The sequence below is a fragment of the Pseudomonas sp. B22(2017) genome (assembly GCF_002113105.1).
Lineage (GTDB): Bacteria > Pseudomonadota > Gammaproteobacteria > Pseudomonadales > Pseudomonadaceae > Aquipseudomonas > Aquipseudomonas asiatica.
The window spans coordinates 509,744-525,276 of record NZ_NEJN01000002.1 but is presented as its reverse complement, the minus strand read 5'-3'; the positions used below and the strand labels follow the sequence as shown (position 1 = coordinate 525,276).

At 66.1% G+C, this 15,533-nt stretch carries 11 protein-coding genes; all 11 read right to left on the bottom strand.

From position 1 onward, the window contains the following. Positions 1-50: 50 nt before the first annotated feature. Positions 51-1,463, bottom strand: a complete 1,413-nt coding sequence (locus CAG18_RS06370; protein WP_085720624.1) for an aminotransferase — start codon at positions 1,461-1,463, stop codon at positions 51-53. A 34-nt stretch (positions 1,464-1,497) separates the two neighbouring features. Next, positions 1,498-2,601, bottom strand: a complete 1,104-nt coding sequence (locus tag CAG18_RS06365) for a polyamine ABC transporter substrate-binding protein (RefSeq protein WP_015270762.1) — start codon at positions 2,599-2,601, stop codon at positions 1,498-1,500. 437 nt (positions 2,602-3,038) lie between these two features. Continuing rightward, entirely contained in the window at positions 3,039-3,740 is a 702-nt protein-coding gene (locus CAG18_RS06360; RefSeq protein WP_085720691.1) for an NAD(P)H-dependent oxidoreductase, read from the bottom strand. 43 nt (positions 3,741-3,783) lie between these two features. Continuing rightward, complete coding sequence (locus tag CAG18_RS06355; protein ID WP_085720623.1) at positions 3,784-5,199, bottom strand: aldehyde dehydrogenase family protein; 1,416 nt, start codon at positions 5,197-5,199, stop codon at positions 3,784-3,786. Then, the gene (locus tag CAG18_RS06350; protein WP_085720622.1) at positions 5,192-6,382 is read right to left on the bottom strand and encodes a pyridoxal phosphate-dependent aminotransferase; all 1,191 of its coding nucleotides are present in this window, start codon (positions 6,380-6,382) and stop codon (positions 5,192-5,194) included. The genes CAG18_RS06355 and CAG18_RS06350 overlap by 8 nt, the downstream gene beginning before the upstream one ends. A 23-nt stretch (positions 6,383-6,405) precedes the next feature. Continuing rightward, a complete protein-coding gene (gene alr / locus CAG18_RS06345) occupies positions 6,406-7,635 on the bottom strand; it encodes an alanine racemase (RefSeq protein WP_085720621.1) in 1,230 nt (409 codons plus the stop codon). A gap of 34 nt (positions 7,636-7,669) precedes the next feature. Continuing rightward, on the bottom strand, positions 7,670-9,277 hold the full coding sequence (locus CAG18_RS06340; RefSeq protein ID WP_085720620.1) for a 5-guanidino-2-oxopentanoate decarboxylase: 1,608 nt from the start codon (positions 9,275-9,277) through the stop codon (positions 7,670-7,672). Further along, complete coding sequence (locus CAG18_RS06335; RefSeq protein ID WP_085720619.1) at positions 9,270-11,387, bottom strand: acetate--CoA ligase family protein; 2,118 nt, start codon at positions 11,385-11,387, stop codon at positions 9,270-9,272. The genes CAG18_RS06340 and CAG18_RS06335 overlap by 8 nt, the downstream gene beginning before the upstream one ends. A 17-nt stretch (positions 11,388-11,404) precedes the next feature. Then, positions 11,405-12,565 (bottom strand): acyl-CoA dehydrogenase family protein, encoded by a 1,161-nt coding sequence (locus CAG18_RS06330; protein ID WP_015270769.1) that lies wholly within the window; start codon positions 12,563-12,565, stop codon positions 11,405-11,407. A 33-nt stretch (positions 12,566-12,598) separates the two neighbouring features. Further along, positions 12,599-13,393, bottom strand: coding sequence for an enoyl-CoA hydratase/isomerase family protein (locus tag CAG18_RS06325; RefSeq protein ID WP_085720618.1), 795 nt, complete (start codon positions 13,391-13,393; stop codon positions 12,599-12,601). A 586-nt stretch (positions 13,394-13,979) separates the two neighbouring features. Continuing rightward, positions 13,980-15,386, bottom strand: a complete 1,407-nt coding sequence (locus CAG18_RS06320; protein ID WP_013973081.1) for an amino acid permease — start codon at positions 15,384-15,386, stop codon at positions 13,980-13,982. Positions 15,387-15,533: the final 147 nt, after the last annotated feature.

Genomic DNA, 15,533 nt, shown 5'->3' with positions numbered 1-15,533 from the left:
CGGCAGTCTAGCCTGCCAGGCACGCCCGCGCACAGCCCTTTGCGCCAGATTCATCGGCCCTGGTACAGGCCAAGCGCCGTGAGTTCGCGCGCGGTTTCGATGATGCACTGGCGCAGGGTTTCGACGATCTCGTCCACTTGCGCATGGGTAATGATCAACGGCGGCGACATCACGTTCAGGTGCATGATCGGCCGCACCAGCAGCCCTTTGGCCTGGGCCTTGCTGTGGATGCGTTCGCCAATGTTCACCTCGTCCGCAAACAGCGCCTTGCTGGCCTTGTCGGCAACGAACTCGACACAGGCCATCAGCTTCATGCAGCGCACATCCCCCACCAGCGGCAGCTCGCGCAGGCTTTGCAGGCGCTGTTCCAGGTAGCCGCCAACGTCCTTGACGTGCTCCAGCAAATGCTCGCGTTCGATGATCTCGATGTTCTTCAGCGCCGCGGTGCAGCACACCGGGTGGCCACTGTAGGTGAAGCCGTGGGTGAAGCAGCGGCCCTTGCCCGGCTCGGCGATCACCTGCCAGATGCGCTCGGAGAAGATGCACGCCCCCAGCGGCAGGTAGGCCGAGGTCAGGCCCTTGGCGGTAGTGATGAGGTCGGGGGTTACGCCGAACAGTTCCTCGCTGGCGAAGAAGGTGCCCAGGCGCCCGAACGAAGTCACCACTTCGTCGGCGACGAACAGGATGTCGTAGGTCTGGCACAGCTGCCACATGCGCTGGAAGTAGCCCTTGGGCGGAATGATCACCCCGCCCGAGCCCATGATCGGCTCGGCGAAGAACGCCGCCACGTTGTCGGCCCCCAGCGAGAGAATCTTGTCCTCGAACTCGGCCACCAGGAAGTCGAGGAACTCGGCCTCGTCCATGTCGTGCGGGGCGCGATACGGGTTGGGGTTGGACACGTGGTGGATCAGGTCGTGGTGATAATCGAACTCCGGCACCCGGTCAGCGGCCTTGTTGCCAATCGACATGGTCAGCGTGGTGGAGCCGTGGTAGGCGTTGTAGCGGGCGATGATGTGCTTCTTGTGCGGCTTGCCACGGCAGTTCTGGTAGTACTGGATCAGCCGGTAGGCAGTGTCGACCGCGGTCGAGCCGCCGGTGGTGAGGAACACATGGTTCAGGTCACCCGGCGCCAGCTGCGCAAGCTTCTGGCACAGCTCGATGGCCACATCGTTGGCCATGTCGGAGAACGGGTTGGAATAGGCAAGCTGGCGTACCTGGTCGGCGATGGCCAGGGCCATTTCCTCGCGGCCCAGACCAATGTTGGTGCACCACATGCCGCCGACGGCATCGAGGAAGCGGTTGCCGTGGGTATCGCGGATGTAGGCGCCCTCGCCGGCAACGATGTTCAGCGCGCCTTGCTCGCGGTGCTCGTCGAACACGTGGTAGCCGTGCATGTAGTGGGCCTTGTCGGCTTCCACCAGCGGGTCGTGGGCAATGGCGAATGCTTTGCTTGGGGTGGCCATGGGCAGCTCCTTGGCAGTGATCGTTGGGCAGTGTTCAGAAACCGGTCTTGACCGTGCTCCAGACCCGGGTGATGGCGCGCATGTCCTTCGGGCTCTGGGTTTTCTGCGCGAACAGGCGCTCGCGGGTTTGCGCGTCGGGGTAGATGGCCGGGTCCTGGCGGATCTCGTCGCGCACCAGCGCCGTGGCGGCGGCGTTGCTGTTGGCGTAGTGGATGTAGTCGGTGACCTTGGCCATGGTCTGCGGCTGCAGCAGGAACTCGATGAAGCGGTGGGCGTTGGCTGCGTGCGGCGCATCCTTGGGGATGTACAGATTGTCGAACCAGATCAGCGAGCCTTCCTGGGGGATGAAGAACGACAGCTTGATGTCCTTCTTCGCTTCCACCGCGCGGGCCTGGGCGGTGGCGTAGTCGCCGGACCAGGTCAGGGCCAGGCAGACATCGCCGTTGGGCAGGCTGGTGAGGTAGTTGACCGAATCGAACTTGCGAATGTAGGGGCGAATGCCCAACAGCAGTTGTTCGGCCGCCTTGAGGTCGGCCGGTGATGCGCTGCGTGGGTCCTTGCCCAGGTACTGCAGGGCCAGCGGGATGACTTCGGTCGGCGCGTCCATCAGGGTGACGCCACAGTCGGCGAAGCGCGAGACGATCCTGGGGTCGAACAGCATGGCCAGCGAGCCGATGGGGGCATCGGGCATGCGCGCGGTGATCTTGTCGACGTTGTAGGTCACCCCCGAGCTGCCCCAAGTGTAGGGCGCCGAGTATTTCAGGCCGGGGTCGTAGCCTTGCAGGTTGTTCACCACCTGCTGGTCGAGGTTGTGCCAACTGGGCAGTTGCCGCTTGTCCAGCGCCTGGAACACCCCGGCGCTGATCAGCGGGGGGACCAGGGAAGCGTTGAGCATGACCAGGTCGTAGCCGGAGCGGCCGGTGAGCAGTTTGGTCTGCACCGTTTCGTAGCCGTCGAAGGTGTCGTAGATGACCTTGATGCCGGTGGCCTTCTCGAAGTCGGCCAGGGTGGTTTCGCCGATATAGTCGGTCCAGTTGTACAACCGCAACGTGTTACCGCTGTCCACCTCTGCCGCCTGGGCCAGGCTGGCGCCAGACGCCAGCAGCAGACCGCCAATCACCTTCAGTACCTTGCGCATGGCAACTCCATCGTGTGAGTGCTCGGGATCGAGCCGATGGGGGCACTATCGAGGGATTTGCCGAAGGGGGACATACCCCGAATGTGTGGGTGGTCGCTTTTTTTGCCGGTGAATTTTGTATGAAGGCCACAGGCCCAATCGCCGGCAAGCCAGCTCCCACAGGTCCTCCACAGTCCTGAAGCCCTGTGATTTCCCTGTGGGAGATTGCCCAGCCCTTTGGGCTGCGCTTTCGCGCAGAGAACCAATATCGCTCGTCTGACGCGTCCTTTGTAGGAGCAGCCTTGTGCTGCGAAGAGGCCGGTACAGCCAATAGACAGGCTTTGTCAGCCCCGGCCTCTTCGCAGCACAAGGCTGCTCCTACAGAACCTCGCCGAACCAATGAGTCATGTGTTGTTCTATGAGAGCTGGCTTGCCGGCGATTGGGCCAGAACAGTCAATCACGCCAGCGGGTAAAGCGCCTCATCAAACTGCTCCAGGCGCGGGAACACCAGTGGCTGGTCGTCCGGGAGCTGCTCCAGGCGCTGCCGGTACTGCTGCAAGAACACCTGCCGCGCCTCGTCACTGATGTACGGCACATGCCAGGCCACGAACGGCGGCAGCACCTCGAACCCCACGTAGGCCAGCGTGCCGCGCAAGATCGGCCGCAGCATGTCCTCCAGCGGCCCATGAATCGCCCCGTCGCCAAACATGTGCTCGCGCCCGCCCAGGGTCACGGTCACCAGCGCTTTCTTGCCCGCCAAACCGCCCTGGTCGTAGAAGCGCTTGCCGCCATAGCACACCCCCGACACCAGCACGCGGTCGATCCAGCCCTTGAGCATGGCCGGCGCCGAGAACCAGAAGATCGGGAAGTTCAGCACCAGCAAGTCGGCCCACAGCAGCTTGTCCAGCTCCTGCCGGATATCCGCGGCAATGGCGCCACGCTTGACCCCTTGGCGCTGCTCCAGGGCATACACCAGGTACTCGGGGTTCTCGCGCTGGGTGAAATCATCAGCACTGGCCACCGGGTTCCAGCCCATGGCGTACAGGTCGCTGACCTGCACCTGGTGGCCCTGGGCGCGGAAGGTTTCCACGGCCTGGTCACGCAGGGCAGCGGTGAACGATTGCGGCTCGGGGTGAGCGTGGACGATCAGTACATTCACAAACATTCTCCTCACACAAAACAGGTTGTCTTCCAGCTGTGGCTCAGCACTGCACCGCTTTCACCTCGACGAACTCCGCCAGGCCCTCCTCACCCCACTCACGCCCGTTGCCCGACTGCTTGTAGCCACCGAACGGTGCCTGGTAGTTGAACCCGCCACCGTTGATGAAGCACTGCCCGGCGCGTATCTGCCGCGCCAGGGCCAGGCCGTGCTCGCGGCTGCCGGCCCACACCGCGCTGGACAGGCCGAACGGCGAATCGTTGGCCAGGGCCAGCGCCTGGGCCTCGTCGGCATAGGGGATCAGGCACAGCACCGGGCCGAAGATTTCCTCCTGGGCGATGCGCATGCGGTTGTCGACATCGGCGAACAACGTCGGCGCCACGTAGAACCCGCGCTCGAAGCCGGCTGGCGTATCACCGCCGCACAGCAGGCGCGCGCCCTCTTCCTGGCCCAGGCGAATGTAGTCGAGCACGGTGCGCCGCTGGCCTGCCGAACACATCGGCCCGAGGAAGCTGGCCGGGTCACGCGGGTCGCCCATGACCAGCGCACGGGTCTCGGCCTCGGCAATCTCCAGCGCCTCGGCGTAGCGGCTGGCCGGCAGCAGCATGCGGGTCAGGGCCGTGCAGGTCTGCCCCGAGTTGATCATCACATCCTGCACGCCATGGCGCACCGCCGCGTGCAGGTCGGCGTCGGCGGTGATCAGCAGCGGCGACTTGCCACCCAGCTCCAGGCACACCCGCTTCACCGTCGGCGCGGCCGCCTGGGCCACGCGCACCCCGGCGCCGGTGGAGCCGGTGAACGACACCATGTCCACCTGCGGGTGCCGGGCCAGGGCCTCGCCAACCTTGGCCCCCGGCCCGCTGACCAGGTTGAACACCCCGGCCGGCAGGCCGATGGCCTCGATCATCTCGGCCAGCAGGAACGCATGCAGCGGTGTTTCCTGGCTGGGCTTGACCACCACCGTGCAGCCGGCGGCCAGGGCCGGCGCCAGCTTGCCGATCATCTGGTGCAGCGGGTAGTTCCACGGGTTGATGAACGCGCACACGCCAACGGCTTCGCGGTACACCAGCGAGTTGCCGACTTCGCGCACCTCATCCATCAGCCCGGCCAGTTCGGCGTACTGCTCCAGCCCGGCAATCGGGCCCTCCACCTGTACCGCCTGGCACCACTGCACCGGCATGCCCAACTCGTCGGTGATGACCGAGGCCATTTCCGCCGCGCGGCTCTTCAGCTGTGCGGCCAGCGCCGTTATGAACCCGGCACGCACGCTGGACGGCGTGCGCGACCAGCCATCGAAGGCCCGCCGCGCAGCCATCACCGCCCGTTCGACATCGGCCTCGGCGCCCTGCGGCACCCGGCCGATGGCCTGTTCGGTGGCCGGGTCGATCACCTCGGCCATGCCCTGCCCGCTCGGTACCTGCCAGGCGCCGTCGATGTACAGCCGCGCATATTCACGCATTGGCCTGCCCCTGCATCAGTGCGGCGGCGCAGCGGGCGATGCGCCGGCAAGCGTCGGCCAAGGCCTCGTCACCCAATACCAGGCCCAGGCGGATATGCCCGACAGCGCTGGGGCCGAAGGCTTCGCCAGCGAGCACCGACACACCCTGGCTGTCGAGCAGGCGATCGGCGAAGGCCTGGGCGCTGAGGCCGGTCTCGCGTATATCGACCATCACGAACATGCCGCCATCGGGCTTGAGCACCTTGATGCCCGGGCAGTCGGCCAACTGCTCGCACACCAGGTCGCGACGCTGGCGATAGGCTTCGCGCATGACATCCAGTTCCGGCAGCTGCTGCTCCAGTGCCACCACGGCGGCGTCCTGGATGAAGTCCGGCGAACCGTACAGCATGCACAGGGCGAGGTTTTCCAGATGGGTGGCAAGCTCGGTCGAACCGACCACCCAGCCCACCCGCCAACCGGTCATGGCATGCGACTTCGACAGGCTGTTGAGGGTGGCGGTGCGCTCGGCCATGCCCGGCAGGCTGCCTGGGCTGACATGCTCGCCGTCGTACAATAGCTCGCTATACACCTCGTCAGAGATCAACCACAGATCGTGGGCGATGCACAGCTCGGCCAGCGCCTCCCAGGTGGCGCGCGGCAGGCTCGCCCCCGAGGGGTTGTGCGGGCTGTTCAGGGCCAGGGCGCGGGTGCGCGGGGTGATGCGCGCGGCCACGTCACGCGGGCACACGCGAAAGCCGTTCTCCGGCTTGACCGGCACCGGCACCACCTTGGCGCCACAAGCCCCGAACACCGCCTCGTAGGTCACGTACATGGGCTCGGCGACAATTACCTCGTCACCCGGGTCGAGCACGCACTGGGCCACGCAGTACAACGCGCACTGGGCCCCCGCCAGTACCGTCACCTGGTCGGCATCGACGGCCTGGCCGCTGCGCTGGCGGTGGCGGTTGGCGATGGCCTGGCGCAGCGCCAGCTTGCCGCGCACATCGGCGTAATGGGTGTGGCCCGAACGCAGGCTGTCGATGGCCGCCTCGACGATCGGCGCGGGGGTGTCGAAGTCCGGGTCACCCACCGAAAGCAGCAGGATATCCCTACCCTCGGCCTGCAGCGCCAGGGCGCGATAGTGGATGTCCCAGGCCGCAGCCCCGTCGCCGGCGATGCGTTGAGTGAGCTTGGCGTAGCGCATGGCAATCTCCCTTCATTGGCAGTTCAGTCGACGAGAATCTTCGGGTTGGAACTGCCCCATACGGTGTAGAGGTCGGCGAGCAAGGCGCCGTTGATTTCTTCTATCTCGGCCTGGGTGATCTCCCCCCCGGCCTGTTTGCCGAACAACATCACTTCGTTGCCCCCCTTCACATCGGGGAAGTCGGTGACATCGACCATCAAGGTGTTCATCGACACCTTGCCCACCACTGGCACTCGGTGGCCGTTGATCAGCACATGGCCCTTGTTGGTGAACACCCGGCGGTAGCCATCGGAGTAACCCACGGTGATGTTGGCCAGGCGCGAATCACGCGCCAGGGTGAAGGTGCGGTCGTAGCCGACGGTGTTGCCTGCCGGGTAGCTGTGCACCGCCGCCACGTGCGACTTGAACTGCATGACACGTTGGTATTCGGTGCGCGTCGGCACGGTGTCGCCGAACAGCGCGCCACCGGTACGCACCATGTCCAGGTGCGCTTCCGGCACTTCCAGCGTAGCGAAGGAGTTGGCGGCATGCAGGGTGAGCTTGCTGCGATCAAGTTTCGCGTGCTTGATCAGCCAGTCGGTCTGTTCGTTGAACGCTGCCAGGCCTTTGCGCACATCGTCCTTGTCTTCCACGGCGAAGTGAGTCATCAGCGCGACCAGCTGGAGGTGCTTCTGGTCAGTGATCTGCAGCGCTTCACCCCGGCCGGACCAGGTGGTCATTTCCACGCCGTTGCGGCTCATGCCACTGGAATTGAGCGCCATGTGAATGCGCAGGGTCTTGCCGTGGCGTTCGGCGATGGCATCGAGCTGGCGGGCGAACTCGGCGCTGCCAACCAGCTCTTCCATGTCGTACTGCAAGGCATCTTCCACTTCGCCGAGGCTGGCCAGGCGTACCCGCACCAGTTGCCCGGTGAAGCCGCTGGCGCGGACCACGCGTGCCTCCTCGTTGCTGGCCACCGCCACGCAGGGCACGCCCTGGGCGATGATCGACGGCATGACCAGGCCGATACCGTGGCCATAGGCGTCGGCCTTGAGCACGGCGCACAGCTTGGACTTGCCGCCCAGCTCGGCCTGCAAGGTACGGATGTTGTGTTGCAGTGCGCCGGCACTGATTTCGACCCAGGCGTTGCTGTTCTGCGCGGTCAGGGCGGCGGTGCCGTTGTCCATCGACAGGGGCGGTGCGGCGTACAGCGGGGCCTGGCCAGTGATCAGCAGAGCGAGGGATGCAGCCAGGAGGGTACGGCTGAATTGCATGGTGATTTCTCTTGTTGTTCGTGGTGTCTGCCGCTTAGCAGACGCAGGTGTGTTTGAGTTCGATGAAGGTGACGCCGGGGGTGGCGAAACCGCTGGCCAGATCGGCCTGCAGCGCATCCAGATCACGCGGCTGGCGCACCGTGCAACCAAAGGCACGGGCCAGGCCGATGAAGTCCGGGTTGCGCGGCAGTACGCCGACCGGCTCGATGTCCAGGTCGAGCATGTCGTCACGGATCTGGCCAAGGGCGTCATTGTTCCACAACAGCACGACCAACGGTCGGTCCAGTTCCTCGACTGCCGTGGCCAGTTCCTGGGCGGTGTAGAGGAAGCCGCCGTCGCCCACCAGCACCAGGCCGGGGCGGTGGTCGCTGGCGAACATGCCGCCGATGCCGGCCGGCAGGCCGTAGCCCAGGGTGCCGTAGCCGGTGGGGTGCAGCCAGCTGCGCGGCGCCCGGCTGGCGAAGGCGTAGTTGCCGGTATAGGCCAGCTGGGTCATGTCGCTGCTGATGAAGGCATCGTCGGGCAGCACGGCGGCAATGCGGTCGAGGATTGCCTGGTGCACGGCCTGCAGCGGCGCATGCCCGCTGCGAATGACCTGGCGCAGGTTGGCCACTGCTTCGCTGGCCTGGGCCGGGTCACGGTCCAGCGCTGGCAGGTGCTCGAGCAGGCCGGCCAGGGTTTGCCGGGCATCACCGTGCAGGGCGATGGCACAGGGGTAGAAGTCGTTGAACTTGCGCGGGTCGATGTCCACGCGCAGCAGCTCGCCGCTGATCGGCAGACGCTCGCGCCAGAAGTCGGTGTCGGCCATTTCGGTACCCACTGCCAGCACCACGTCGGCCTGGCTGATCAGCTGCCAGCCGGGCTCGACGCACAGGCTGGCGCCGGCATTCAGTGGTGCGTCCGCAGGCAGCAGGCCCTTGCCGGCCACGCTGGTGAACAATGGCGCTGCCAGCCGGGTGCTCAGCTGCTGCAGCTGCTCGGCCGCGTGCAATGCCCCACCACCGGCAATGATCATCGGCCGCTTGGCGGCGGCCAGCTTCACGGCGGCCTGGTCGAGGATGTCGCGGCACGGCTGGCCACGCCCGGGGCGGCGCACCACCTCATCGCTCCAGTCACGGCTGACCGGCGCGGCCAGTACGTCCAGCGGCACCGAGATGTGCACTGGGCGCGGCCGTTCGCTGTCGAACACAGCCCATGCGCGGGCGATCAGTTCGGGCAGGTCGTCGCCGCGCAGGGCCACGGCAGAGAACGCGGTAATCGGCGCGGTCATGGCGCGCTGGTCCTGGGTTTCGTGCAGACAGCCCCAGCCCTTGCCCAGGCTGGCAGTGTGGTTGACGCTGGAAATCACCAGCATCGGGATGGAGTCGGCGTAGGCCTGGCCGATGGCGGTGGCGGCATTGGTCACGCCCGGGCCGGTGATGACGAAGCACACCCCCGGTTTGCCGCTTACCCGTGCATAGCCGTCGGCCATGAAGCCGGCGCCCTGCTCGTGGCGGGTCAGCACGTGGCGGATGCCGCTACCCGGCAGGCCGCGGTACAGCTCCAGGGTGTGCACGCCGGGGATGCCGAATACCGTCTCCACGCCGTAGTTGGCCAGCAGGCGCACCAACGCCTGGCCGGCGGTCGGGGTGTGCTTATTCATGTCGTTCTCCTTGCGCCTGGCCGAGGCGGATCAGCGCGTCGACCGCGGTGGTGCCGTGGGCACCGACCATCAATGGGTTCACATCCAGCTCCAGCAGTTGCCCGGCGTTTTCGCAGGCGTAGTCGGCCACCGCGCGGATAGCCGCAACCAGTGCGTCGAGGTCGGCGGCCGGGCGGCCACGGAAGCCTTGCAGCAGGCTGGCACTGCGTAGGCCGAGCAGCGCGCTGCGGATGGCATCGTCGGTGGTCGGCAGCAACAGGCTGACGCTGTCCTTGAGCAGCTCGACCAGCACGCCACCGGCACCGATCACCAGGGCCAGGGCGAAGTCGTGCTCGCGCTTGATGCCGACGATCAGTTCGGCCAGCGGCGGCTCGGCCATCGGTTCGAGCAGCACCTGGTCGAACGCTACCTGCGGGGCGTAGGCGGCGATGCGCTGGCGCATCTGCACCAGCGCAACCTCGAGGGCGGCGGCATCGCGCAGGTTCAGCGCCACCGCACCGGCTTCGGTCTTGTGCGGCAGTTGCGCGCTGACCGCCTTCAGTACCAGCGGGTAGCCGACGCGGGCGGCATCTGCCACAGCGCGCTCGGGTGTGCTCAGCACCCCTGCCGGTACCGGCAGGCCGAAGGCACGCAGAGCTTGCTTGGATTGCCATTCGTCCAGCAGCTGGCCCTCGCCCGCGATGGCCTGCGGGCACAGCGGTACCCGCGTGGTCTCACCCTGTTCCAGCAGCCGCTGGCGGTTGCGCTGGTAGGCGACGATGCGCCCCCAGGCTGCCAGGCCATCCTCCACGCCCTGCAGGGCGGCGATGCCACGCGCGTGCAAGCGCTGGCGCGCGCAGGCGGGCAACAGCTCCGGGAATGCCGAGGTGACGAAGCCGATCTTGCCGTGGCGTTCCAGCGCATCGCAGTACAGCGCCAGCAGCAGGTCGCATTCCTTGCGTTCGCCGGTGAACGCCGCCGGGTAGTCCAGCACCAGCATGGCCCCGTCGGCTGCGCCGCTCAGGGTGCTGTCGAGCATGCGTTGCAGGGCCGCTGCATCACCCCAGATGGCAGTGGTGAAATCCAGCGGGTTGACCAGGTTGGCATAGGCCGGCAGCACCTCGGCCAACTGCGTCACCTGCCCTTGTGCGAGCTTCGGCAGGACCAGCTGGTTGCGCTCGGCATAGTCGGCGATCAAGCCGGCATCGCCACCCGAGCAGGCCAGGGCGATCAGCTCGCCATTCACCGGCAGGCGCCCACAGGCGGCGGCCTTGAGGGTTTCAACGAAGCTCACCGGGCCACTGACGCGGATCACGCCCAGGCGCTGGAACAGGCTGTCGTACAAGGCATCGGAGCCGGACAGCGAGCTGGTGTGGCTGAGCGCCAGTTCGGCGCCAATCTGCGACACGCCGGTCTTCAGCGCAATGATCGGCGTGCCCTGCTGCAATGCCTTGCAGGCAGCACGGGCGAAGCCCGGCACGTTCTTCAGGCCTTCCAGGTGCAGGCCGATGGCGGTTACCCGTGGGTCGTCGAGCAGCACGTCCATCAGCTCGGCCACGCCCAGTTGCGCCTGGTTGCCGACCGAGGCCATGTAGGCCACCGGCAGCGAGCGGTCGCTCATCGACAGGTTGTAGGCGAAGTTGCCGCTCTGGGTGAGGATCGCCACGCCCTTCTCCACCTGCTGGCCACCATGGGCCACCGGCCACAGGGCAGCGCCGTGCAGGTAGTCGAGCAGGCCGTAGCAGTTGGGGCCGAGCAAGGCCATGTTGCCGGCGGCGGCGAGCAGGCGCTGCTGCAGCTGGCGGCCCTCTTCGCCGCTTTCGGCAAAGCCCGAGGCATAGCAGATGGCGCCACCGGCACCGCGTGCGGCCAGCTCGGCAACGCACTGCAGGGTCAGTTCGCGGTTGGTGGCGATGAACACCGCGTCCGGGGCATGGGGCAAGTCGGCCACACGCGCCACACAGGGGATACCTTCGAGGCTGTCATGCTGCGGGTTGACCAGCCACAGCTCGCCGCCAAAGCCACCTTCGGCGCAGCGCTTGAGCGCCCGCGCCATGCTGCGCCCGCCGACGAAGGCCAGGTGCCGGGGGGCCAGCAGGCGCTTGAGGTTGTCACGAATCGAATGCGACATGGGTGTTCTCCTCGCGCTCAGCGCAGCAGCGGGCGCAGCAGTTCGCGGGCGATGATGTGCCGCTGGATTTCCGAGGTGCCTTCCCAGATGCGCTCGATGCGTGCGTTGCGCCAGATGCGCTCGACCGGCCCTTCATCCATCAGGCCCATGCCACCGAAGATCTGCACGGCTTCGTCGGCAACCTTGCCCAGCACCTCGCTGGCGAACAGCTTGGCCATGCCGGCCTCGCCGTCGGTCATGCTGCCCTGGTCCATCTTCCAGGCGGTGTGCAGGGTGAGCATTTCCGCAGCGCGAATCTGCGTGGCCATGTCGGCGAGCTTGAACGACACGCCCTGGTAGCTGCCGATGGCCTGGCCGAACTGCTTGCGGTCGGCGGCCCATTGCAGCGACAGGTCGAGGGCTCGTTGGGCCTGGCCCACGCAGTTGGCGGCGACCATCACCCGGCCGGCGGTGAGCCAGGCGTTGGCCACCTCCCAGCCCTTGCCGACCTCGCCCAGCACCTTGCTGGCCGGCACCCGGCAGTCGTCGAAGAACAGCTCGTAGGTGTGGTAGCCACGATTGCTCACGCACTTGGGGCCACGGCGGATGGTCATGCCCGGCGTGCCCCGGTCGACCAGGAAGGCCGTTACCGCGTTGCGCTTGCGCCCATTGTGCTCGTAGGTGTCGGTGACGGCGAAGACGATGGCGAAATCGGCGTGGCCGGCATGGCTGATGAAGTGCTTGCTGCCGTTGATGACGAAGTCGTCACCCTGGCGCACGGCACGGGTCTTGATGGCGTTGGCATCGGAGCCGGCGCCCGGCTCGGTGAGGGCAAAGCAGTCGATCTTCTCGCCCTGCACGCAGGGCAACAGGTAGTCGTTGATCTGCTCGTCCTTGCAGGCCATGAGGATTTTCGATGGCCGCGCGACGAACACGTGCAGGGCCCAGGACACCTTGGACAGTTCGCGCTCGATAAGCGCCTGGGACAGATAGTCCAGGCCACCGCCGCCGACCTCCTCGGGCATGTTGAAGGCATAGAACCCGGCGGCGATCGCCTTGCCGCGGATCTGCGCAGCCAGCTCGGGCGATACGGCATCGGCACGGTCCACTGCCTCCTCATGGGGCAGCAGCTCCTTGGCGACAAAACTGCGTACCGCTTCCACCAACATTTCTTGTTCTTGGGTCAGTTGGAAATTCATCTGCGAAGGTCCTGGTGAGGGTCGGTTATCGGGTTACTGGCCGGTGAAACGGGGGGCGCGGCGTTCCACCGAGGCTTGCAGCGCCTCGGCACCGTCCTGGCTGCGGCCGCACAGCAGGCCGGCCTGGCGCTCGGCCTCCAGCTGCTCGGCCAGGGTGCGCCGGGCGCCATCGCGGATCAGCCGCTTGGTCTGCGCGTAGGCGAAGGTGGGGCCGTTGGCCAGGCGCCCGGCCAGCTCGGCGGCCACAGCGGGCAGTTGCTCGTCGGCACAGACTTCGCTGATCAGCCCGGCCGCCAGGGCACGTTCGGCACCCCACAGCTCATCGAGGAACAACAGGCGCTTGGCCTGCTCGCTGCCGATCAGCCGTGGCAGGTGCCAGCTGGCACCTGCGTCGGGGCTGTAGCCCATGCTGGTGTAGCCGGCCTTGAAGCGCGCCGATGCCGCGGCGATGCGCAGGTCGCAGCACAGGCTGAGGTCCATGCCACCGCCCACGGCGGTGCCGTTGATGGCAGCGATGGTGGGCTTGTCGAGGCTGTGCAGGCGCAACATCAGGGCGTGGGCGGTTTCGGTCCAGCCGTAGCTTTCCAGGGTGCCCTGGGCTTCGGCCGCGGCCCATTCGGCCAGGTCGGCACCGGCGCAGAAGCTGCGGCCGCTGCCGGTCAGCACCACCACGCGCACGGCCGGGTCGCTGTTGCAGGTTTCCAGCAGGGCGTGCAGTTGCTTGAGGGTGGGGATGTCCAGCGCGTTGCGCTGCTCGGGGCGGTTGAGGGTGATCCAGGCAACGCCGGCTTCGACCTTGCTCAACAGTGACGACGACGGGGTGGTCATGGGGGGCCTCGGTGTTGTTGTGATGGTTTGAGAGGGCTTGATGAGGGAGATACTAAACGAGTGTTCAACAAGGCGGGATGGGCTGTTACAACTTCGCACAACTCGGTTTTTGCTGTTACGCGGTTTTCTTTTGGCATTGCATTTTCGTTGCCTGGGAGATCGAGCGCCGCCCGCGCGGCGCTTCGCGGGTATACGCCTTGACACTTTCTGCGCCTGTGAGATCGAGCGCCGCCCGCGCGGCGCTTCGCGGGTATACGCCTTGACACTTTCTGCGCCTGTGAGATCGAGCGCCGCCCGCGCGGCGCTTCGCGGGACAAGCCCGCTCCCACATTTGTTGCAACGTGGCCATGCCTGTGGGAGAGGCGTTGTCCGCCTTGGTGTATTGTTTGAGGCCGGTGAGGTGGCGGTAGCGCCAGCCGGAAAACCGCGTCAAGGCAACAAGGCTGACAACCATGGCCTGTCAGGTTCGGCACGTTGCAACAAATGTGTGAGCGGGCTTGTCCCGCGAAGCGCCGCGCGGGCGGCGCTCGATCTCACAGGCAATAAAAATGCTTCGACGAACACTTACAACCAACGACCCACGGCATCAAACCCCTGGCACGCTCGGCTCGAAGGCCCCCTGCCGACGGCGGTTGACGAAGAAGTACGCCGCGTAGCACAGGGCAATGAAGCCAAAGCCCCAGTACAACGACGGCCGCTGGGTTTCATCCAGCGCCAGGAACACGAACAGCGAGCTGCACAGGGTGATGCACAGCAGCGGCACCAGCGGGTACAGCGGCGCCTTGTACTTCAGGTCCTGCAGTTGCCCACCATCTCGCAGGTAGGCCTTGCGGAAGCGGTATTGCGCCAGGGCGATGACGATCCAGGTCACGGTGCCGGACATGCCACTCACCGCCATCAACACCATGAACAGGGTGTCGGCGGCAATGAAACTGGTCATCAGCGAGATCAGCGCAAAGCACAGGGTGATGCTCAGCGCCCGCAACGGCACGCCACGCTTGCTCAGCGGCGACAGGCTTTTCGGCGCCATGCCGCTCTTCGACATGGCCCAGAGGATGCGCGTAGAAGCATAAAGCCCGGAGTTGCCCACCGAGAGGATGGCGGTGAGGATGACGAAGTTCATCAGGTCGGCGGCAAAGGGAATACCCACCATGTCGAACACCTGCACGAACGGGCTTTCCATCAGCCCGGCCTGCTCGAACGGCACGATGGCCGAGAGCACGGCAATCGCCAGCACGTAGAAGATCAGCACGCGGAACACCACGTTGCGCACGGCCCGCGGGATGCTCTTTTCCGGGTGCTCGGTCTCGCCGGCTGCCACCCCCATGATTTCACAGCCCTGGAAGGCATAGACCACGGTCATCATCACCGCGAACACCGCCGACAGGCCATGGGGGAACAGCGACTCGCCCACCAGGTTGTCCAGCATCGGTGCCGGCGCCCCGCTGCTCAGCGGGATGGCGCCGAAGATCACCAGCAGGCCGATGATGATGAAGCCGAGGATGGTCGCCACCTTGATCCCCGAGAACCAGTACTCCGCCTCGCCGAAGGCACGGGTGGCCAGGGCGTTGAGGCCGAACAGCACGACCACGAACAGCGCCGACCAATACCAGATCGGCACCTCCGGGAACCAGCGGGTCATCAGCATGCCGGCGGCGGTGAACTCCAGGCCCACGGTGGTGGCCCAGCTCATCCAGTACACCCAGCCGATCATGAAGCCGGTGGCCGGGCCGATGAACTTGGTGGCGTGGGCCTGGAACGAACCGGACACCGGCATCTGCACCGACAGCTCGCCCAGGCAGACCATCACCAGGTACATCAGCAAACCCGCGACCAGGTAGGCCAGGATCGCGCCTATCGGGCCACCCTGGTTGATGGTTACGCCCGAGCCCATGAACAGCCCGGTGCCGATCACCCCGCCCAGCGACAGCATGAAGATGTGCCGGCTTTTCAGCGCGCGGGTGAGCTGGATCTTTTCGCGGTTGTCAGTCATGGCGCACCTCGCCTTTGCGGCTGGTGCCAGGCCGCGCGGGGGTGCCGCGCGGAGTGGTAGGAAGGAGGGGCTGAGCGCTACGGCATGTCATTATTCTTGTCTCCAATAAGCCTCATGGACCGCGTGCAACACGGTTGCCATGGATTA